Below are 19,190 nucleotides of genomic sequence, written 5' to 3'. Positions count from 1 at the left end.
TCCGCGCTCCCGACCCCCGTCGGCTCAGTACCGGAGCGGAACCCACGTGGTGGGGTCGCTACAGTCCCGGAAGTCGATGCCGGCGATGAACGCGTCCACGACCCCGCGCGGGATCTGGCGCGTGTCCCTGACCAAGATGTGTCCGATGCATTTGTCGGTGGTGAACACGACGCTCGACTGGCCTGGTTCCGTGACCACGTGGTTGCCGGACGTGTCCTCGCTGTGCCACGTGTCCGCCTCACCCACACGGGTCGGCGGAATTGCGGTCGGTACGGCGTGTTCGAGGCCCGCTCGCGGCTGGACGAGGACCGTGAAGCCTGTCCGCAGATCGTCCAGGCTGTTGAGCACGGAGTAATCGGGAGACGGGCGCCACTGAGGCGTGGTCACGTCGAACAGCACGTCGCTGAGGCCGCCCCCCAGCCGAGCCAGCTGCATGCGGAGCCCGGTCGGCACCGTACCGAAGTTCATGGGCATGGTGGCTTCACGCGGCGTGATCCGGATGGCCTCGGCCACCCTCCGGAGCGGTTCGGGGACGCTGCCCGGCTTGACGTACAGGAACCAGATACCGCTTGGGTCCTGCCACACGAGGGCGGCTTCCCAGCCCGGGTCCCCCGGCTTGCCGCGGCTCGCGAAGAACGCCGGCCGCCCGCGGACCGTGACGATTTGCCCGGTGGCGTAGGGAGCAGGGTCGAAGGTGCCCGGTTGATAGACGAACAGGACTCCGCCGCTATCCCCCTGAGTCAGTTTCGCGGGCCGGATGCTCAGGACCTGCGTGGTGCCGATGAGGCCGTCGAGCATCGCGACATACCCGGACCCGGGGTCCACCGAAGCGATGAGCGTCACCGGGGTGCCGGCGGCGTAGGGCGCGGCCGGCACCCCCGGCGAAGGCTGCAACTCCGGTGGTATCGCACCCGCCGTCGGTGCGGAAGGGGCCGGACTGGTGCGGTCGGCGCCGTCCCTCATGAAGGGGATGCACGCGACGAGGAGGGCCAGGACGACGGATGTCCCGGTGATCCGGAGGATCCGGTTGCGGCGCCGCTCCGGAGCCGCGGCGAGGACCGACGGGACCAGGCCCAGCATCTCCGGAGCGTTCTCGTCCGCTTCCGCGGCGAGGATTCGGCGGAGGTCGTCGACATCGAACGTGCTCATGCGCCGCCTCCGTTCTGTGCCACGAGTGCCGGCCGCGGCGCCATGTCGACCCGGAGCGTGGCGAGGGCCCGGGTGGCGTACGCGCGGACGGTCGACGCCCGACAGCCGAGGACGTGCGCTATCTGGGCGTCCGACAGGTCCTCGTAGTAGCGGAGAACGATGACCGCGCGCTGGCGTGCCGGAAGCGTGCTCAGACGCTGCATCATCGCTGCCCGCTCCGTATAGGCCGCCTCGGCGGAGGACGCCTGCGCGCAGAGTTCTTCGATGCCTTCGTACGAAACGGTGACCGTTGTGGGCGACTTCCGTCGGCGCATCGTGAGGTACTCGTTGGTCAGCATCGCGCGTACGTAGGCGTCCGGGCGCTCCACTCGCGACACCCGGCGCCACTTCACCAACGTCCGGATGAGCACCTCTTGGGTGAGGTCCCGGGCGAGTTCGCGGTCTCCGCACAACATGTACGCGTAACGCAGCAACGCCGGAGTGCGCGCTGTCGCGAACTCCTCGAACTCCATGCAGCCGTCTCCCCCCTGTGCCCTGGCACCGTACGGTGCCTCGTAGAAGGGAATGCGAGGGGAGTGCCGATGTGCTGCGCCGAAGCGCAAATTCGTCCGGGAGCCGGCCACGGGGCCGTCCGCCCGGCGGCGGACGGCCCCGTCGGCTCAGCGTTGCAGAGCCACCCAGGTCGAGGGGTCGGTGCAGTCCCCGAAGTCGATGCCGGCGATGAAGGCTTCGATTTCCGCTTTGGGGATCTCCTGCTTGTCCTTCACCCTGATGCTGCCCACGCACTTGTCGGTGGCGATCAGCGTGCCTGACTGGTTGGGGTCGAACGAGACGATCGATTCCTCCGGGTTCTCGGTGTACCACGTGTCGGCCTCGCCGAGCCGGACCGGCGCTACGCCTTGCGGTATCGCGTGCTCCATCCCGGGACGCGGCTGCATGATCAGGACGAAGCCGGTCCGCGTGCCGTCTTCGGTGTCACCGACCTGCGCCTCGGGGGGCGGAGTCGGGAGTCCGCCGGTGGCAAACGTGAGGGCCACCAGACTGTTTCCGGTGCGTACCGCCTCGAGACGTACCCCGTCGGCCGGTTGGGGCAGCCCCATGGGGACGCGGACCAGCCGCGGGTCGGTCAGACGCAGTGCCTCGGCGCCCAGCAGCGTCGTCTCGCGGCTCTGCTCGTCGAGCGTCGTGTAGACCAGCCATCGGTCGTCGGGAGTTTGCCAGACGAGCCTGGTGGCGAAGTACGTTTCGGGTGGTGTCGTCGAAAGCGGCGACGTGACCGGGGGCAGGGGATACCGCTTGTTGAAGTAGCCCGGCATCCCGTTCACGGTCACCGCCTCGCCGCCTTTGTACGGCTCGGGGTCGAACGAGCCCGCTGCGTACACGGCGACCGCGCCGCCCCCGAGCTCCACGGAGGTTCCGCGGATCTCCAGGTATTGCGTGGTGCCGATGACGGACTCCTCGATGACCGCGAAGGGCTTCCCGGGGGTGACCGAGGCGGGCAGTGCGATCGGAGCCGCGGGCGGCACCGTCGGTTGCGTCGACGGAGCCGGTCCGGCCGACCCGTGCTGTTTCGGCGCGTCCCCTCCGTCGAGGAGCAGCGGGACCGTGACCGCCGCGGCCAACACCGCCATCGCAGCGCCTGCCGCCTGGAAGACGGTACGCCTGCGGCGTGCCGGTGCCGCGGCCATGACCGTGGCCAGCATGCCCAGTTCCGGCGGTGCCTCCTCGGCCCTTTCGGCCAGTGTCTGTCGCAGTTGATCGATGTCGTGCGTGGTCATCGGCCCTCTCCGTCTCCTGTTGCGAGCGCGGGTGTCTTGGTCATGTCGACCCGGAGCGTGGCCAGCGCGCGGGTCGCGTACGCACGGACGGTCGAGGCTCCGCAGCCCAGAACGTCCGCTATCTCGGCATCGGAGAGGTCTTCGTAGTAGCGCAGCACGATGACCGCACGCTGCCGGCGCGGCAGCGTGCCGAGGCGCTGCCACAGGTCGGTGCGGTCGGCGTAGGCGTCGTCGGGCCGCACGGCGGGCGCCGCGGGACCGTCGAGCGCGTCGTACGTGAGCGCCACCGTGGCGACCGCCTTCCGGCGGCGCAGGGACAGGAACTCGTTCGTGAGCATGGTGCGCACGTACGCGTCAGGCCGGTCCAGGCGCTCGATCCGCCGCCACTTGACCAGTGCCCGGATCAGCACTTCCTGGGTCATGTCGCGGGCGAGTTCACGGTCGCCGCACAGCATGAAGGCGTACCGCAGCAGCGACGACATGCGCGCCGCGGCGAACTCCTCAAATCGCATCCGGACCTCTCCCGTTGTCGGCCCCTTGTGGAGCCTGCGCAACCTGAAACGCATCCGGATGCCTGTGTGCTGCGCGCGAGGGTCAGATTGTTTGCGCGGGAGACGTCGGGAACGTGAGTCCGTCTTGCGGATGCCGCCCCTTCGTCACCATTCGCCGGGGTTCAGCATGAACTGCGCGTACGGCACCGTCCACACGACCTCGTGGCCGAGGCGGTGCCCCGTGTAGCCGCCTTCGCCGTACGCCGTCCCGTGGTCCGACGTGACGATCGTGAAGCACGGCCGGCGGCTGCTCATCGCGCGGAAGAGGCGGCCGATATGGCGGTCGACGTATTCGAGAGCCGCGGCGTGCGTGGCCCGGGTGTCGCCGTCGGCGGCCGTGGCCCCCGGCATGTGGAACCAGTTCGGCTGGTGCAGCGCGGCGACGTTGACCAGCAGGAACAGGCGCTGGTCGGTGTCCAGCGCGCCGACCACGCGCTCCGCGCGGGCGACCTGGGCCTCGAACGAGATCGGGGATGTGACGCCGAGCTCCGGGTCCCAGTGGCTCTCCGCGAACATGCCCGGCAGCACCGAGCCGAGGGCGCCCTGCTTGTTGAAGAAGCCGACGCCGCCGATGCACGCGGTGTGATAGCCGGCGCGGGCCAGGCCGGCGGGCAGGTCGGACTCCTCGAACACCCACGTGTTCGGTGCCGTCGACTCGCTGCCGCCGAAGCGGGCGGCGAACAGGCGCGGGTGCGGGCCGGGCCCCAGCGGCGTGGGCAGGAAGCCCGCGAGGAACGCGGTGTGCGCCGCGTACGTGAAGCTGCCGGGCGTATGCCGGGCCTCCCAGCGGCCGTCCGGCAGCACGCGCGCCAGGTTGGGCAGTCGGCCTGCCGAGGCGAGCTCGGCGGCGACGTCGTACCGCAGCGTGTCGAGCGTGACGATGAGCAGGTCGTGGTGGCCGACTACCTCGTTCATGTCGGGGTCCGCGGCGAGGCCGGGGCGCGGCGCGGAGGCGGTCGGCGAGCCGGGCCCGGGACCGTGTCCGACGCCGTGCCCGGGGAGGGGGCCGGAGGCGGGGCCGGAGTCTTGGCCGGGGCCTTCCGCGTCGTCGTTGCCGTGGTTCGGCGGGAAGGGGGTCGTCATGTCGGGCACGGAAGTCGGTCCTCGTCTGGTGCAGCCTGTCCCGCCGGACGTTGCGGTCCGTGCGGGCGCCATCCATCCACCAGGGCCCGGACTTGTTCCCCCCACGTGTCCCGTCCCCGATGCAGCACGCCCGGCAGCAGGTCGCCGAACGCGTTGACCTCGCCGACGGCGTGGCGGCGCCGGTCGACCGCGAAGAGGAGATCGACGCCGACGTGCAGCGTACGGGGAAAACACCCGGCCGCGCGGACACACGTCGTCATTGCCTCCCGCCAGGTGCCCTCGCCGACCGCCGCGCGTACCGCGTCGACGTCGGCGCGCGCGTTCCCGAGATGGAGATTGGTCATGGGGGTACGGCTGCCGCGCGCCACGACGTGCGTTGCCCGCCCCGCCACCACAAGCACCCGAAGGTCGACCGCGAGGCCGTCGAGTGTGAGCTTCGGCAGCCACCCCTCCACGTGCACGCCGTCCGCGCACAGGGTGTCGACCAGGTCGGCGATCTCGGCCTCGTCGCGGTACTTGCGGACCCGCAGCGAGTTGAACAGCTCGACGCCCGCGGCAGTGCGCACGAGCTCGGCGGAGGTGGTGGCCTGCACGCGCCCGCCCGCCCCGGTCTCCAGCGCGACGACACCCGACGCCGACGAGCCGTGCAGCGGCTTGACGAAGACGCGCGGCCGCCCGGCGGCGCCCATTAGCTCCCGCAACTCCGCGTACGAACGCACGGGAGCACTCTGCCCGTTCGGACCGAGACCGGGCGGTACGGGGACACCCGCGTGGGCCAGCCGCGCGTGCGCGCGCGCCTTGTCGAACATGACGGCGATGTCGCCGGGGTCGTTGGCGAGCCAGGCGCCCGGGGACGCGTCGACGGCGGCCCGTACGCGCTCCAACGCCCTCAGAAAGGCCGCATGCCGAACCGACCCGCCCTCCACGCGCTGCGGGTCGGCAGGGCCGCCCAGGAGCGCGTGGACGGCAGGGTCCTCGCCGGGCGAGTCGACGCGTACCGGCCCCGGGTCGAAGGCGAGTTCACCGCCGCGCAGGACGTCCGCCCATGCGACGACCCGCGGCCGCGGCAGCCCGGCGGCCGCGGCGGCGGCCGCAAAGCCGACGATGCGCCGGTGCCCGGGGTTGCCGACCACAGTGATCGCCCCGGTCGCCTGCCCGCCCTCGTCCACCTGCCGCCGTCCTCTCACGTGCGTGCCCGCCGACCATCCTGGTGCACGCCACCGACGGACGACTCACGGCCCGCCGATATCCGAAAGGCCGCCACGCGCGGGCCCGGACCGACGAGTTCCGACGTGGGGGAGCGTCTTCAGTAGCATGGCCGACGAGTTGTCCACCGCAAGGCGCGTGCGTGGCGTCGGTCCGAGTGCGCCGCTTTCGAAACGGGGGGAGACCGTGGCAAGTTCCGCATTCGACCGCACTCCTGAGCAGAACGCGCTCATCGAGGGCTGGACCCCGCCCGGAGTCGACGTCTCCCGGGCGCACACGGCCCGCATGTACGACTTCTACCTCGGCGGAAAGACGAACTTCCCGCCCGACCGGGCCGCCGCGGAGCAGGCGCTTGCCGTGTTTCCGCACGTCCGGGTGACCGCCCAGGAGAACCGCGCTTTTCTGCTGCGACTGGTACGCCACCTGGCCGGCCTGGGGATCACGCAGTTCCTCGACATCGGCACCGGTATCCCGATCGAGGGCCGCAACACTCACGACGCGGCGCAGGCGGTCGCCCCCGAGTCGCGGGTCGTGTACGTCGACAACGACCCGATCGTGCTCGCCCACGCGCGCGCTCTGCTGTCCGGCAGCCCGACCGGTGCCACCGCGTACATCGACGCCGACGGGCGCGACCCCGAGTCGATCCTCGGCCACCCGACGCTCACCGCGACGCTCGACCTGGACCGGCCGATCGCCGTACTGATGATGGCCGTCCTGCACTTCGTCCCGGACGAGGACAAGCCGTTCGAGATCCTGACCCGGCTGACCGGCCCACTGGCGTCCGGCAGTTACCTCGGCCTCTCGCACGCCACCCCCGATTACGACCCGGTCGGCTGGAAGGCGATCGAGGAGGCGTACCACCAGTCCGGGATCCCCGGGAAGACCAGGACACGGGCCGAGTTCCAGGCGCTGGTCCCGGACGGCTGGGAGATCACCGAACCGGGCGTCGAGGTCGTGTCGCAGTGGAAGCCCGACCCCGGCACGAAGCAGCCGGACCCGGTCCAGGTGTCCTGCTACGGCGTGCTGGCGCGCAAGCCCTGAGCCGAGTCCGGGCGGCTCGACCGGGTCTCGCCGAACCCCCTGCCACGCGGTCCTGCGCCGACTACTCGGACACGGCGACGTAGCGGCCGCTACCCCAGTCTCCGCGGCGGAGAGCCTGGGGCATGTCCACCTCGACGCCGGGGAGGGCGGCGAGGAGCCGCTGACGCACCGGCTCGCCGACGAAGTGGTGGTGTGCCGTGAACCGCCGCAGGTGGGTCAACGGCTGTCCGCCGAGCAGTGCCTCGGCGCCCTCGTCGCCCAACGTGCCGTGCGACAGGTCGAGTTCTTCGAGGCGGCCGACGATCGGCGCACCGCCGAGCGCCTCGGCGATCTCGTCCTGGATCTCGCTGTTCACCAGGCCGAGGTGGCGGAGCGCGGGCAGGTCCGTGCCGTCCAGGATCCTGGCGAGGTCGGCGACGGAGGCGTCCCCGCCGTAGTTCTCGACGCCGAGCCAGATGTCGAGGTGTGTCAGTCGGGGGAAGGTGCTCGCGCCGATGGCGCGTACGACCTCGCGCCCCAGACCGCCGGCCTGCACGTGCAGCTTGCGCAGGTTGGAGTGCGTGCGGGTGGGCAGGACCAGCCCCTCGCCGCCGCGCGTGGTCAGTTCCTCCAGGAGCGGATACGCGTCCAGCAGCGTGGTCATGTCGTACTGCCGGATGTAGGCGGCGTCCGACTCCTCGCGGACGATGTCGCCGACGAAGAGGGCGCGCAGGTTGGGCAGGCGGTCCGCGGCGTCGCGCACGAGCGGTACGGGGTGGGACTCGGGGTCCTCCGAGTAGTGGTCGGCCCAGTCGCCCACGACGAGCGCCGTGACGCGGGAACTGTCCACGGTGCCGAGGAAGTGTTCGAGGAGCTTGCCGAATTCGGCGACCGGGTTGCCGAACTCGTAGCCCTCGACGACGCGGATCCGCCACGCCACCGCACCGGGGTCGGCGACGGCGGGCAACTCGATGTTGTGCCGGTGGTCGACGGTGACGTCCACGACCGGAAGCCCGGCGAAGTCGGCGGCGTGTTCCTCGAAGCTCATTCGGAGACCTCCACGTAGCGGCCGTCGCCCCAACTGCGGGTGTCGACGGGGGGTGAGATGTCGGAGCTGACGCCGGAGGCGCGCAGTGCGGTGCGAAGCCGGTCCGCCATGGCCTCACCCAGGAAGTGGTGACGGATCCTCAGTTCCTTGAGTTGGCCCAGTGGTTGGCCGCTCAGCAGGGCCTCGGCGCCGCGGTCGCCCAGGGTGCCCATCGACAGGTCGAGCGTTTCCAGGCGGGCGGTGAGCGGGGCTCCAGCCAGCGCCTCGGCGATCTCGTCCTGGAACTCGCTGTTCATCAGCCCGAGGCGGCGCAGCGCCGGTACGCGTGCCCCGGTCAGCAGTTCGGCGAGGTCGTCCACGCTCGCGTCGCCGCCGTACTCGCCTATGCCGAGCCACAGTTCCAGTTCTTCCAGGGCCGGGAGCTCGCTCAGGCAGACGGCGCGCACGATGCGGGCGGCCAGGCCGCCGCTCTCGATCCGCAGGCGGCGCAGGTGCTCGTGGCGCACCGGCGAGAACGCGGGGGAGTCCACCGGGGCGTTCTCGACGCCGCGAACGCCCAGTTCCGCCAGGAGCGGGAACGCCTCCAGGAGCGGTGTGACGGGGCCGAGGGTGATCCAGGAGATCTCGGACTCCTCCTGCACGATGTCGCCGACGTACAGGTGGCGTAGCGCTGGGAACCGGTGGGCGTCGCGGACCAGCCGCTCGACCATCGGGTTCTCCTCGGACATGTCCTCGTCCCAGCCGCCGATGATCAGGGCGGTGACCTTCGACGTGTCGACGGTGTCCGCGAAGTACTCGTAGATCTCGGTGATTTCGGGGTCTTCGGAGTCCCAGGCGCGCCTGCGCAGCCGCCAGGCGACCGCGTCCGGGGCGTATTCGCCGGGAGCGATGCCGTACGGCGGGTTCGGCTGCCGGCAGTAGGTCTCCGGGGGCTGTTCGCCGGGAACCGCGGAGGGTTCGGACGAGTAGGAGTGGCGCAGGTCGGCGACCGGGAGGCCGCCGAAGTGGTCGAGGTAGCGATGGATGCCCATGCGTGGTCTTCCTGCCGGTGGATGCGCGGGGTGGAGGTGTGCGGTTGCCGTGGCGCCCGGCCGCCCGCCGCTACTCGGCGACCTCGGTGTACCGCCAGGCCTCCCCGTCGCCCCACTCCTCGGCCTCCTCGGGGTCGTCGAGGTTGACGTCGACGCCCGGGAGCGCGGCGAGCAGCCGCCTGCGCATGGCCTCGCCGATGAAGTGATGGCGCAGGTTGAGGTGCGTCAGGTGGGTGAGCGGCTGGCCGGTGATCAGCGCTTCGGCACCCTCGTCGCCGAGCGTGCCCATCGAGAGGTCGAGCGTGGTCAGCCGGGACACGACGGGGGCGGAGCCGACGGCCGCGGCGATCTCGTCCTGGATCTCGCTGTTCATCAGGCCCAGGCGGGTGAGGGCCGGCAGGCCGTCGCCGCGCAGGATGCCGGCGAGGTCGGCGACGGTCGCGTCCCCGCCGTACTCGCTGACGCCGAGCCACAGTTCGAGGCTCGTCAAGGAAGGGAACGCCCCGGTGCCGAACGCGCGGGGGATCGCGGCGGGCAGGCCGCCGGACTGGAACTCGGCGGTACGCAGCGCCGGGTGGCCGACCGCCGGATCGAGGGTGAGTCCGTCGCCGCCCTGCACGACGAGGGTCTCCAGCGCCGGGTACGCGGTCAGGATCGGCGTGATGTCGCTCTGCTGGATCCAGGAGATCTCGTTCTCCTCGGACGAGATGTCGCCGAGGTAGAGGTGGCGCAGGGCCGGGAGCCGGGCGGCCTGTTCGCACAGGAGGCGGACCGCGGTGGCGGAGCTCTCACCGTGTTCGCCCCACGTGCCGATGACGATGGCGGGCACGTCCTCGGTCTTCACCGTCTCGAGGAAGCGGGTGAAGTACTCCTCGTACGTCTCGTGCGCCTGGTAGCCCGGCACCCGCAGTGCCCAGGCGGCGTCGGCGGCCGCCGGGAGCGGGGCCTGCGGTTTGCGCGCCCTGGCGTTGTCCGAGCGGGTCGCCTTCGGATGCGGGATCTCGTGGAGGTGGGCGACGGGCAACCCGGCGAAGTGCGACTCGTACCTGGACATGGGTGGGGCGACTCCTTCGGGGACGGCGGGGCGCGGGTCCCGGGTGTCGGCGCGGGTGCCCGGGCGATGCGCGTGCGGGTCCTGCCTACCAGAGCGCGGTGACGTCGGCACCGCAGGGGGCGCGCGGTGCGGACGGTGCCGGTGATGCGGGGGTGCCGCGGTGCGGGGGGCGCACGATGCGGAGGGGCGCGCGGCTCCGAGGGGGCGCGCTCCGGGGTGAGGGAAAACCCTGTCGCAGTCGTCGGTTCGGTTGTGTACGTTGTTCTCGACACCAGAAATTCTCACTTAGAGAACAACTGAACGGACGGGAAACGGGACATGACGACGGTCGGGCAGCCGGACAGCGACAGCGAGCGCGCATGGCTGGCCGCGTACGACCCCAGGGCGTTCGCACCGATCGCCGTGACGGTCGACGTCGTCGCCCTGACCATCCGTCAGCGGGCGGACGGCGGCGGCAAGTCGCTGCACGTGCTCACCATCCGGCGCGGCGCGATGCCGTTCGCCGGGTGCCGGGCGCTGCCGGGCGGATTCGTCCGGGCCGCCGAGGACGAAGACCTCGACGAGGCCGCGGTACGCGAACTCGCCGAGGAGACCGGCCTCGCCGCGCACGGGGGCGGCGAGGCCGGCCCCCTCGGAGCCCTGTCCCGCCTGCACCTGGAGCAGTTGGGCACGTACGGGACTCCCGGACGCGACCCGCGCATGCGCGTCGTGTCCGTCGCGTACCTCGCCTTCGCCCCCGACCTGCCGGACGCGACCGCGGGCGGCGACGCCGCCGCGGCCGCCTGGCTGCCGGTCGACGCGCTCGACCCGGCCGAACTCGCCTTCGACCACGCCCGCATCCTCGCCCACGGCCTGGAGCGCGCCCGGGCAAAGCTCGAATACACCTCCCTCGCAACGGCGTTCGTCGGACCCGAGTTCACGATCACCGAACTGCGCGAGGTGTACGAGGCGGTGTGGGGAGAACCCCTGCACGCCGGCAACTTCCACCGCAAGGTGCTGTCCGTTCCCGGACTCGTCGAGGACACGGACACCACCACCGCCCGCGGCGGCGCCCGCGGCGGCCGACGCGCCCGGCTCTACCGAGCCGGCGGCGCGCGCCTGCTGCACCCGGCGCTGCTGCGTCCGTCACGGGAGGACAACCAGTGACAGGCACGCCAGGCACCACCACTCCGGCGATCCCCGCGACCCTCGAAGAGGCGCTCGACCTGGTCGGTGGGGCGGACGCGCCCGAGGACCTGTTCGGGCCCTACGACGGCACCCCCGAGGCGTGCCTGCGCTCGGGCGGACGCATGTACCGCGTGCTCGCCCGGCTGCTGCACCCCGACACGGTGCCGGAAGGCCGCAAGGCCGCCGCCCAGGCGGTGTTCACCCGGCTCTCCGAGCTGTGGCTGCGCTACCAGCAGACCATCACAGGGGTGACCGGCCGTCAGGTCGTCATCACCACAAGGAAACGCGCGTACTCCGTCGGCGGCGAGCGGGCCCGCGGCGACATCGCCACGCTCTACAAGGTGACGTACGCGGACGCCGACGGCGCGGAGGTGCGCGCGCTGCTCAAGATGCCGCGCTCGGTCTCCGACAACGACCTGATGGAGCGTGAGGCGACCGCGCTGGCCCGCATCGCGCGGGAGGGCGACCGCAAGTACGCCGCCTACGTACCGGGGTTGGTCGAGGCGTTCCGGCACCGCGACGTGGGGTCCGGAAGCGAGCGCCGCGCCAACGTGGTCGAGCGGGTGCGCGGGTTCGTGTCGCTGACCGAGGTGCGGGAGGCGTACCCGGACGGCCTCGACGCGCGCGACGTGGCATGGATGTGGCGGCGGCTGCTGGTCGCGCTCGGCTACGCGCACCGGGCCGGCGTCGTGCACGGCGCGGTCGTGCCCGACCACGTCCTGATCCACCCGCAGAAGCACGGACTCGTACTGGTCGACTGGTGCTACGCGACGCTCCTGGAGCGCGGCCCCGACGAGCGCTACGGGGCCGCCACCGAGCACGTGCCCGCGATGCTCGACCGGTACGCCGACATGTATCCGCCCGAGGTGCCCGGCAAGCAGCCGCCGGACCAGTCGACGGACGTGTTCATGGCGACGCAGTGCATGACGTACCTCCTCAACCCGGAGGCGCCCAAGCCACTGCTGCGCTTCGCGCGCGGCTGCACGCTGCCGGCGCCCGCGCGACGGCCGCACGACGCGTGGCAGCTGCTGCGCGAACTCGACGAGCTGCTGGGCCGGTTGTACGGCCCGCGCCGCTTCCGTCCGTTCACGATGCCGGGACGGCGCGGCGGCAAGAGCACGTGACGGACTGACGCCCGGCACCGCGGTCGGCCCGTCCGGGCCGCCGGCCGCACGGCCTGCTTTGTCGCGGGCTCGGCAGCCCGCCCGCGGGCGGGCCCCACAACTCTTTCTCCTCACCACCCATCCCCGGGAGGGACACCATGGGAAGCGGAAGCTGGTCCACCAACGTCTACGACGCGGCACAGAGCTACAACGCGAGCGCGGGGCGCAGCGCGTTCGACTACAGCGACCGCGCGCACCGCAGCGTGCCGCGTTCGGCGTGGAAGGCGCACGACGACCTGAACCCGTACGACGTAGGGGTGCGCGAGAGCCGCGACAGCGGCGAACACCCCACTTCGCTGGCCATTTCGGTGCTGTTCGACGTCACCGGGTCGATGCGGAGCGTGCCGGTCACGCTCCAGACCAAGCTGCCGGAGCTGTTCGGCCTGCTGCTGCGGAAGGGGTACGTCGACCACCCGCAGATCCTGTTCGGCGCGATCGGCGACGCGACGTGCGACCGAGTGCCTTTGCAGGTCGGGCAGTTCGAGTCCGACAACCGCATGGACGACCAGCTGGGGAACATCCTGCTGGAAGGCGGCGGGGGCGGGCAGAAGACCGAATCGTACGAGCTGGCCATGTACTTCATGGCGCGGCACACCGAGATGGACTGCCTCGACAAGCGGGGGAAGAAGGGCTATCTGTTCGTCATCGGCGACGAGATGCCGTACAACCGCGTCAAGCGCGGCGAGGTCGAGTCGGTGATCGGCGACAAGCTGCGCGAGGACATCTCGGTCGAGGCGATGGTGGCCGAATTGCAGCGCAAGTTCGAGGTGTACTACATCCTGCCGGCCGGGTCGTCGTACGTCGGCGACACCGAAGTTCTCGGTGCCTGGCGGGGGTTGCTGCGCCAGAACGTCATCGAGCTGGACGACCTCGACGCGGTCTGCGAGACGATCGCGCTCACGATCGGGCTGGCCGAGGACGCGATCGACCTGGACGAGGGCCTCGGGCACCTGAAGGACGTGGGTGCGGACGACGGGCAGGTCGGGTCGGTCTCCAGGGCGCTGGCGTCGTACGCCGAGGGCCGGGGCGGATCGCTCGCGGTCACGCAGACGCTTCCGGGCCTGGACGACGGGACCGAGGGGACCACCCGGCTGTAGAGATACGGGGCGGTGCGGCGGCGCCGAGGGGCACGGTGTCGACGAGCCGCCCTGCTCTCGGCATCCGCCTCCTCAGTCGATCGTCACAGGAGACCCGGTGCGCAACCTCGACCATGTGATCGTCGTCGACCTCGGCTTCGGCGACGCCGGCAAGGGCACGGTCGTCGACCACCTATGCGTCCGGGCGTCCCATACGCGCCACCCCGTCCGCGCGGTTGTCCGGTTCAACGGCGGGGCGCAGGCCGCGCACAACGTCGTCGCCGACGACGGGCGGCACCACACCTTCGCCCAGTTCGGCGCCGGCTCCTTCACCCCCGGGGTCGAGACCTTCCTCTCGCGCTTCATGCTCCTCGACCCGCTCGCACTCGCCGCCGAGGCCGACCACCTTGCGGCAATCGGCGTACCGGATCCGCTCGATCGGCTTACCGTCGACCGCGAGGCCCTTCTCATCACCCCCTTCCACGCCGCGGCCAACCGGGCGCGGGAGGCCGCCCGCGGGGACGCCCGTCACGGATCCTGCGGCATGGGGGTCGGCGAGACCGCCGCGTTCGCCCTCGCCCACCCGGCGGCGGCCCCCCGCGCGGGCGACACGCGCGAGCCGGGCAAACTGCGCCGCAAGCTCGCCGCCGTACGCGACGCCCTCGCCGCCGACCTCGGCAGCCTGTGGCCCGCCACAGACATCCCCTCCCTCGACGACTGCCTGACCGCCTTCCGCGCATTCGGCAGGGCCGTGCGGCTGGTCGACGGATCCCACCTCGACGGGCTGCTCCGTGCGGGGCCGGTCGTGTTCGAGGGCGCCCAAGGCGTGCTGCTCGACGAGTGGCACGGCTTCCACCCCTACACGACCTGGTCCACGACGACCTTCGCCAACGCCGAGGCGCTGCTCGCGGAGGCGACGGGGGACAGCGCGCGGTCGGCGACCCGGCTGGGCGTCGTACGCACCTACACACCCCGCCACGGCCCCGGCCCGCTCGTCACCGAGGACGCCGCCCTCACCGCCGCCCTCCCCGACCCGCACAACGGCACCGGCCGGTGGCAGGGCGCCTTCCGCGTCGGCCACTTCGACGCCGTCGCGCACCGCTACGCCGTGGACGTCTGCGGCGGCGTCGACGCGCTTGCCCTGACGCACGTCGACGCGGCGGGGCGGGTGCCGCTGGGGATCTGCCGGGCGTACCGCGTCGACGGCGTGCGGGTCGACGCCCTTCCGGTGGGCCGTACGCGTGATCTCGACCGCCAATCCGCCCTCACCGCCCGCCTGCTGCGCGCAGTCCCCGGCCACCTCCCCGACCCGACCGACCCTGCCGACCGTCGTGGCTTCTCCGGCACCGCCCGGCCCGCGGATCCGACATTTCGTGCCGTGTCGCCCGCCGCCTGGCCGGAGGTCGTCGAAGGCGCGCTGGGAGCCCCGGTGACGTTGCTCTCCTCGGGTCCGAGGAGCGGTGACAAGGCCGATCGAACAGTGTTACTGTCCAGTAACAAGTAAGTCGGCGGACTGTCGGGAGCCCGTCAGGGTGCCGGGAGGAATTGCCATCAATCGCCCAGCCGGCGGGGTGGTGGTCAGGTTCCCTTCCGGGGGCGCGTACTCTCGACTGGAAGTTGACGGACCGTCACATGATGAAAGTGCCGGATCGTTTCACGCGCACGCGCGCGTGAAAGGCTCAGGGGACAGACATCGCAGGACCGAAGGGGCCGGAGCCGTCATGCCTCGCGAGGAGGGCGTACATGCGCACACCTGCGGTGATGCAATGATGCCGGAGTGATCGAACACCCCGGCGGCAAGCGTCGCGAGCAGTCGCGGGTGGGGCCATAGCGGCGTCTTCGGACGGGCATGACACCCTCGGACCGGCACCTGGGTGACCGGACGACCACAGGAGAACTGTTGTGAAAATCGTTGTCTGCGTGAAGTACGTGCCCGACGCCACCGCGGACCGCGGGTTCAATGACGATGGCACCACCGACCGCGAGTCGGTGGACTCCCTCCTCTCCGAACTCGACGAGTACGCGATCGAACAGGCGCTGCAGATCGTCGAGTCGGGCGCCGAGGCGGAGATCACGTACCTCACCGTCGGACCGGACGACGCGAAGGAAGCCCTGCGCAAGGCCCTCGCGATGGGCGGCGACAAGGCGATCCACGTCAACGACGACGATATCCAGGGCACCGACGCCCTCGGCACCTCGCTGATCCTCGCCAAGGCGATCGAGGAGGCCGGGTACGACCTGGTCCTCTGCGGAATGGCCTCCACCGACGCGACCATGGGCGTCGTCCCGGCGATGCTGGCGGAGCGCCTCGGCGTACCGCAGGTCACCTTCCTGGACGAGGTCAAGGTCGAGGGCGGCGTGGTCAAGGGCCGCCGCGAGGGCGACGCCGCGACCGAGCAGGTCGAGGCGAGCCTGCCGGCCGTCGTCTCGGTGACCGACCGCACGGGCGAGGCCCGCTTCCCGTCCTTCAAGGGCATCATGGCGGCCAAGAAGAAGCCGCTGGAGACCAAGGACCTCGACGACCTGGGCATCGACTCCGACGCGGTGGGCCTGTCCGCCGCGTGGTCGACCGTCGACGCCGCCACCGCGCGTCCGCCGCGCAGCAAGGGCGAGGTCGTGACGGACGAGGGTGAGGGCGGCGTGCAGGTCGCCGCGTTCCTCGCCGCGAAGAAGTTCATCTGAGTCGGGCAGCACCGGACCTATTTCTGATCTTCCGGGCTACACCGGACAAGGAGAGATTCAGTGGGTGAGATCCTCGTTCTCGTCGACCACGTCGACGGAGCCGTACGCAAGCCGACCCTGGAACTGCTGACCCTGGCCCGCCGCATCGGCGAGCCGTCGGCCGTGTTCCTGGGCAAGGGCGCCGACGCCGCGACCGAGACCCTGGGCCGCTTCGGCGCCCAGAAGGTGTACGTCGTGGACGCCGCCGAGGTCGACGACTACCTCGTCGTCCCCAAGGCCGAAGCGCTCGCGCAGATCGCGCAGAGCAGCGGTGCCGCCGCCATCCTCGTGCCGTCGTCGAACGACGGCCGCGAGATCGGCGCGCGCGTCGCGGTGCGTCTGGAGTCCGGCATCATCACCGACGCGGTCGACGTCACCGCGGGTGAGAACGGCCCGGAGACCGAGCAGTCGGTGTTCGCCGCGACGTACCAGGTCCGCGCGCACGTCACCAAGGGCACGCCGATCATCACGGTCAAGCCGAACGCCGCCACCCCGGAGGAGGCCCCGGCCACGCCGACGGTCGAGTCCGTCTCGGTGACCTTCTCGGCCGCCGCCACCGGCACCAAGATCGTCTCGCGCGCGCCGCGCGAGAAGTCGGACCGCCCCGAGCTGACCGAGGCCGACATCGTCGTCTCCGGCGGCCGCGGCGTGAACGGCGCCGAGAACTTCGTCGTCATCGAGCGCGTCGCGGACGCCCTCGGTGCCGCGGTCGGCGCCTCGCGTGCCGCGGTCGACGCCGGCTGGTACCCGCACAGCCACCAGGTCGGCCAGACCGGTACGCAGGTCTCGCCGCAGCTCTACATCGCGGTGGGCATCTCCGGCGCGATCCAGCACCGCGCGGGCATGCAGACCTCGAAGACCATCGTCGCGATCAACAAGGACGAGGACGCCCCGATCTTCGACCTGGTCGACTACGGCGTCGTCGGCGACCTGTTCAAGGTCATGCCGCAGCTCGAGGAAGAGATCAACAAGCGCAAGTAGTCCCCGCGCCCGGATCTCCGGCTCCTGATTCGGCCCCCGGCCTACCCGTGACCCCATGGGAAGGCCGGGGGCCGAACGCGTCCCGGCCGCGGCCGAGCGGGTGAACGCGTCGCGGAACACCGCCTGCCGCGGCGGCACTTCGCGGGACAGGCCGCCGCACACCGATGTCACATCGGACGACGATTGGCTCCCTCGGACCGGTCGGACCCGTCCGGGCCGGGGCGTCCAGCCGGCGGCGAACGGGTTCCGGCTGCGCCGCGCGCGCAGGTCCGGCAGATACCCGGCCCGGTCGCGCGAAGCCTCGTCCAGCACGGCGTCGGCCAGGTGGCCGTCCGGAGCGGGCGGTTCCCGACCGCCCGAGCCGCGGCCCAGGGTCAGGCCGACCGACCGGTAGCCCCCGCCCAGGCTCCGGCGCAGGTATCCGCCCAGGTTGCGGTGCTCTCGGCGGATTCGGACGGGGGAGCGTACGCGGGTCGCCGACGGTCGTGTGCGCAGCTCGCGCGGGTCCCCGGCGCCCGTGGCGATGTGGACGTCCCGGCCCAGCCTCCCGGCGTCGACCCCCCCAACGCCCCGGACCGGAAACCCTCGCGCGCGGTCAGCTCGTGCGACTGCTCCTCGATCCACGTGACCACTGACGACGGCATCGCCCACCCGGTTCTCGGCACTTCGCATCGCGGCGGTCCCCGAGGTTCCGCTCCGGAACGATCATCGAACTTCAACCGCCGTTGAGGTCAGGCGGGAAGCCGGCGGTGAGGTGGGCCGACAACTGCGCGGCTGCGTCCTCCTGAAGGAGGTGGCCCGCTCCCTCGATCCAGTGCAACTCGGCGTGCGGGATGCGCTCGCGCAGCCATTCGGCGTAATTCGGGGGAAGGATGCGGTCCTCGCGTCCCCAGATGATGCGTACTGGGATCGAGATCTCCCCGAGCAGGTCTTCGTACGCGGCGGTGTCCGCCTGTCTGATCTGGCGGTACTGGCGGTAGAACGCGGCCTGCCCGTCGGCGCCCAGCCACGGGGCGAGGAACGCCTCGAGGACTCCCGGCCGGAACCCGGCGTGTGTGGCATGCCGCATGTGGGCGGCGACGAGCGCTTCGTGGGCGTAGTCCGGCAGTTCGCGGAAGACGTCGGCGTGTTCGAGGATGAGCCGGAACAGCCCGCGCTCCCATTCGCCGCCGCTCACCGCGTCGAACAGAGTCAGGTCCCGGTACTCCCGGCCTTCCAGCAGCAGGGTCCGCAGGGCCACCGCGCCGCCGATGTCGTGGGCGACGACGCTGGGACGGGACAGGCTCCAGTGGTCGAGCAGGCCGGCGAAGTTCCTCGCGTGCGCCGCCAAGCCGAGGTCTTGGCCCTCGCGCTGGTCCGACCGGCCGAAGCCGAGATGGTCGAAGACGAAGACTCTGCGGGTATTTGCGAGTGCCGGAGCGATGTCACGCCACAGGAGCGAGGAGTAGGGGGTGCCGTGCACGAGCACCACCGGGTCGCCGCTGCCGAAGGCCGCCCATCGCACCGTCCCCTGGGGCGTGGCGAACTCCTCGTCCAGTGTCCAGATCACCGCTGTCTCCTCGGGCGCGAGAACCTCTCGTCCGCGGCGCGACCGGGGCCTTCGCATAGGCGGGGCCCCGGGCACTGCGTTGTACGGGGACCAGTGCCTCCTTCACCCGCGGACCAACCCTGTGCGTCACCGGGTTGGTGGACCGACCGACTGTGCGTGCCGCAGTTGCGGCCGGGTGCCGGGAGAGGGTTACGCGGGCTCGGCGGTGTAGCGCTTGATGAGCGCGAAGGGGAGGCGGCCGATGGCGACGAGGAGGGCGCCGTACGCCACGAGGACGGCGACCGAGCTGACCGTGAGGTGCTGGCCCTCGATGCCGTCGGTGAGCATGCGGACGAGGGGGAACAGCGGCGCGACGCTCAGTACGGCCGTGCCGGTGCACCAGAAGGCGACGCTCTGGTTCGCGCGCCGGGCGAGGTGGGGAGTGCGGGCGACGTGGTCGGGTACGGGGTACCCGCGGTCGCGGTCGCAGACCAGGCCGCGGTAGCCGGTCGCGGCGGCGATGAGGGTGAGGATCGCGAGCGCGGCGAAGCAGATCGTGGCGGGGAGTATCAAGGCGCTGCCCTTCCGGCTCGCGGGCGGAGGTCCGACGCGCGCCGGCGGGCGGGACTCGCGC

The 19,190-nt window shown here is 71.5% G+C and carries 18 protein-coding genes; 7 read left to right on the top strand and 11 right to left on the bottom strand.

Translation table 11 applies throughout. The features are described from left to right. Window positions 1–24: 24 nt before the first annotated feature. From ACWD12_RS37365 to ACWD12_RS37340, 6 genes are all read right to left on the bottom strand, one after another. On the bottom strand, window positions 25–1,149 hold the full coding sequence (locus ACWD12_RS37365) for a hypothetical protein (RefSeq protein ID WP_450103337.1): 1,125 nt from the start codon (window positions 1,147–1,149) through the stop codon (window positions 25–27). Then, complete coding sequence (locus tag ACWD12_RS37360; protein ID WP_450103336.1) at window positions 1,146–1,661, bottom strand: SigE family RNA polymerase sigma factor; 516 nt, start codon at window positions 1,659–1,661, stop codon at window positions 1,146–1,148. Before ACWD12_RS37360 ends, ACWD12_RS37365 begins: the two co-directional genes overlap by 4 nt. A 147-nt stretch (window positions 1,662–1,808) precedes the next feature. After that, a complete protein-coding gene (locus ACWD12_RS37355) occupies window positions 1,809–2,927 on the bottom strand; it encodes a hypothetical protein (RefSeq protein WP_450103335.1) in 1,119 nt (372 codons plus the stop codon). Further along, window positions 2,924–3,439, bottom strand: coding sequence for a SigE family RNA polymerase sigma factor (locus ACWD12_RS37350; RefSeq protein WP_450103334.1), 516 nt, complete (start codon window positions 3,437–3,439; stop codon window positions 2,924–2,926). The genes ACWD12_RS37355 and ACWD12_RS37350 overlap by 4 nt, the downstream gene beginning before the upstream one ends. 144 nt (window positions 3,440–3,583) lie before the next feature. Further along, window positions 3,584–4,393: an STM4013/SEN3800 family hydrolase gene (locus tag ACWD12_RS37345; protein ID WP_450103351.1), complete on the bottom strand. Its 810-nt coding sequence runs from the start codon at window positions 4,391–4,393 to the stop codon at window positions 3,584–3,586. 164 nt (window positions 4,394–4,557) lie between these two features. Next, entirely contained in the window at window positions 4,558–5,730 is a 1,173-nt protein-coding gene (locus ACWD12_RS37340) for an STM4014 family protein (RefSeq protein WP_450103333.1), read from the bottom strand. Window positions 5,731–5,953: 223 nt separating this feature from the next. Here ACWD12_RS37340 and ACWD12_RS37335 point away from each other — a divergent pair, with 223 nt between their 5' ends. Next, entirely contained in the window at window positions 5,954–6,808 is an 855-nt protein-coding gene (locus ACWD12_RS37335; RefSeq protein WP_450103332.1) for an SAM-dependent methyltransferase, read from the top strand. Between the two features lie 61 nt (window positions 6,809–6,869). Here ACWD12_RS37335 and ACWD12_RS37330 read toward each other — a convergent pair whose 3' ends face one another. The 3 genes from ACWD12_RS37330 to ACWD12_RS37320 all read right to left on the bottom strand — a co-directional run bounded on the left by ACWD12_RS37330 (window position 6,870) and on the right by ACWD12_RS37320 (window position 9,920). Further along, window positions 6,870–7,835: an STM4015 family protein gene (locus ACWD12_RS37330; RefSeq protein ID WP_450103330.1), complete on the bottom strand. Its 966-nt coding sequence runs from the start codon at window positions 7,833–7,835 to the stop codon at window positions 6,870–6,872. Further along, the gene (locus tag ACWD12_RS37325) at window positions 7,832–8,866 is read right to left on the bottom strand and encodes an STM4015 family protein (protein WP_450103329.1); all 1,035 of its coding nucleotides are present in this window, start codon (window positions 8,864–8,866) and stop codon (window positions 7,832–7,834) included. Before ACWD12_RS37325 ends, ACWD12_RS37330 begins: the two co-directional genes overlap by 4 nt. A 70-nt stretch (window positions 8,867–8,936) precedes the next feature. Further along, on the bottom strand, window positions 8,937–9,920 hold the full coding sequence (locus ACWD12_RS37320; protein ID WP_450103328.1) for an STM4015 family protein: 984 nt from the start codon (window positions 9,918–9,920) through the stop codon (window positions 8,937–8,939). Between the two features lie 318 nt (window positions 9,921–10,238). Here ACWD12_RS37320 and ACWD12_RS37315 point away from each other — a divergent pair, with 318 nt between their 5' ends. The 6 genes from ACWD12_RS37315 to ACWD12_RS37290 all read left to right on the top strand — a co-directional run bounded on the left by ACWD12_RS37315 (window position 10,239) and on the right by ACWD12_RS37290 (window position 17,028). Further along, on the top strand, window positions 10,239–11,066 hold the full coding sequence (locus ACWD12_RS37315) for an NUDIX hydrolase (RefSeq protein WP_450103327.1): 828 nt from the start codon (window positions 10,239–10,241) through the stop codon (window positions 11,064–11,066). Continuing rightward, on the top strand, window positions 11,063–12,211 hold the full coding sequence (locus ACWD12_RS37310; protein WP_450103326.1) for a molecular chaperone DnaJ: 1,149 nt from the start codon (window positions 11,063–11,065) through the stop codon (window positions 12,209–12,211). Before ACWD12_RS37315 ends, ACWD12_RS37310 begins: the two co-directional genes overlap by 4 nt. A 137-nt stretch (window positions 12,212–12,348) precedes the next feature. Further along, complete coding sequence (locus ACWD12_RS37305) at window positions 12,349–13,347, top strand: hypothetical protein (RefSeq protein WP_450103325.1); 999 nt, start codon at window positions 12,349–12,351, stop codon at window positions 13,345–13,347. Between the two features lie 97 nt (window positions 13,348–13,444). After that, complete coding sequence (locus tag ACWD12_RS37300; protein ID WP_450103324.1) at window positions 13,445–14,830, top strand: adenylosuccinate synthetase; 1,386 nt, start codon at window positions 13,445–13,447, stop codon at window positions 14,828–14,830. Window positions 14,831–15,246: 416 nt separating this feature from the next. Next, window positions 15,247–16,008 (top strand): electron transfer flavoprotein subunit beta/FixA family protein, encoded by a 762-nt coding sequence (locus tag ACWD12_RS37295; protein ID WP_358358016.1) that lies wholly within the window; start codon window positions 15,247–15,249, stop codon window positions 16,006–16,008. 60 nt (window positions 16,009–16,068) lie between these two features. Next, on the top strand, window positions 16,069–17,028 hold the full coding sequence (locus tag ACWD12_RS37290; protein ID WP_358357971.1) for an electron transfer flavoprotein subunit alpha/FixB family protein: 960 nt from the start codon (window positions 16,069–16,071) through the stop codon (window positions 17,026–17,028). A gap of 715 nt (window positions 17,029–17,743) precedes the next feature. On the opposite strand, the gene ACWD12_RS37285 is transcribed toward ACWD12_RS37290, so the two are convergent. Both ACWD12_RS37285 and ACWD12_RS37280 read right to left on the bottom strand, forming a co-directional pair. Further along, a complete protein-coding gene (locus tag ACWD12_RS37285) occupies window positions 17,744–18,577 on the bottom strand; it encodes an alpha/beta fold hydrolase (RefSeq protein ID WP_450103323.1) in 834 nt (277 codons plus the stop codon). Window positions 18,578–18,766: 189 nt separating this feature from the next. After that, complete coding sequence (locus ACWD12_RS37280; RefSeq protein ID WP_450103322.1) at window positions 18,767–19,129, bottom strand: hypothetical protein; 363 nt, start codon at window positions 19,127–19,129, stop codon at window positions 18,767–18,769. Window positions 19,130–19,190 lie beyond the last annotated feature (61 nt).

The sequence above is a fragment of the Streptodolium elevatio genome, from assembly GCF_053592165.1.
Note: the sequence above shows the minus strand (reverse complement) of the source record. Positions and strands in the feature narration are given on the sequence as shown.

Coding starts and splice junctions, on each gene's coding strand:
- ACWD12_RS37365 (WP_450103337.1), bottom strand. CDS start 1,149: ATGAGCACGTTCGATGTCGACGACCTCCGCCGAATCCTCGCCGCGGAA.
- ACWD12_RS37360 (WP_450103336.1), bottom strand. CDS start 1,661: ATGGAGTTCGAGGAGTTCGCGACAGCGCGCACTCCGGCGTTGCTGCGT.
- ACWD12_RS37355 (WP_450103335.1), bottom strand. CDS start 2,927: ATGACCACGCACGACATCGATCAACTGCGACAGACACTGGCCGAAAGG.
- ACWD12_RS37350 (WP_450103334.1), bottom strand. CDS start 3,439: ATGCGATTTGAGGAGTTCGCCGCGGCGCGCATGTCGTCGCTGCTGCGG.
- ACWD12_RS37345 (WP_450103351.1), bottom strand. CDS start 4,393: ATGAACGAGGTAGTCGGCCACCACGACCTGCTCATCGTCACGCTCGAC.
- ACWD12_RS37330 (WP_450103330.1), bottom strand. CDS start 7,835: ATGAGCTTCGAGGAACACGCCGCCGACTTCGCCGGGCTTCCGGTCGTG.
- ACWD12_RS37325 (WP_450103329.1), bottom strand. CDS start 8,866: ATGGGCATCCATCGCTACCTCGACCACTTCGGCGGCCTCCCGGTCGCC.
- ACWD12_RS37320 (WP_450103328.1), bottom strand. CDS start 9,920: ATGTCCAGGTACGAGTCGCACTTCGCCGGGTTGCCCGTCGCCCACCTC.
- ACWD12_RS37315 (WP_450103327.1), top strand. CDS start 10,239: ATGACGACGGTCGGGCAGCCGGACAGCGACAGCGAGCGCGCATGGCTG.
- ACWD12_RS37305 (WP_450103325.1), top strand. CDS start 12,349: ATGGGAAGCGGAAGCTGGTCCACCAACGTCTACGACGCGGCACAGAGC.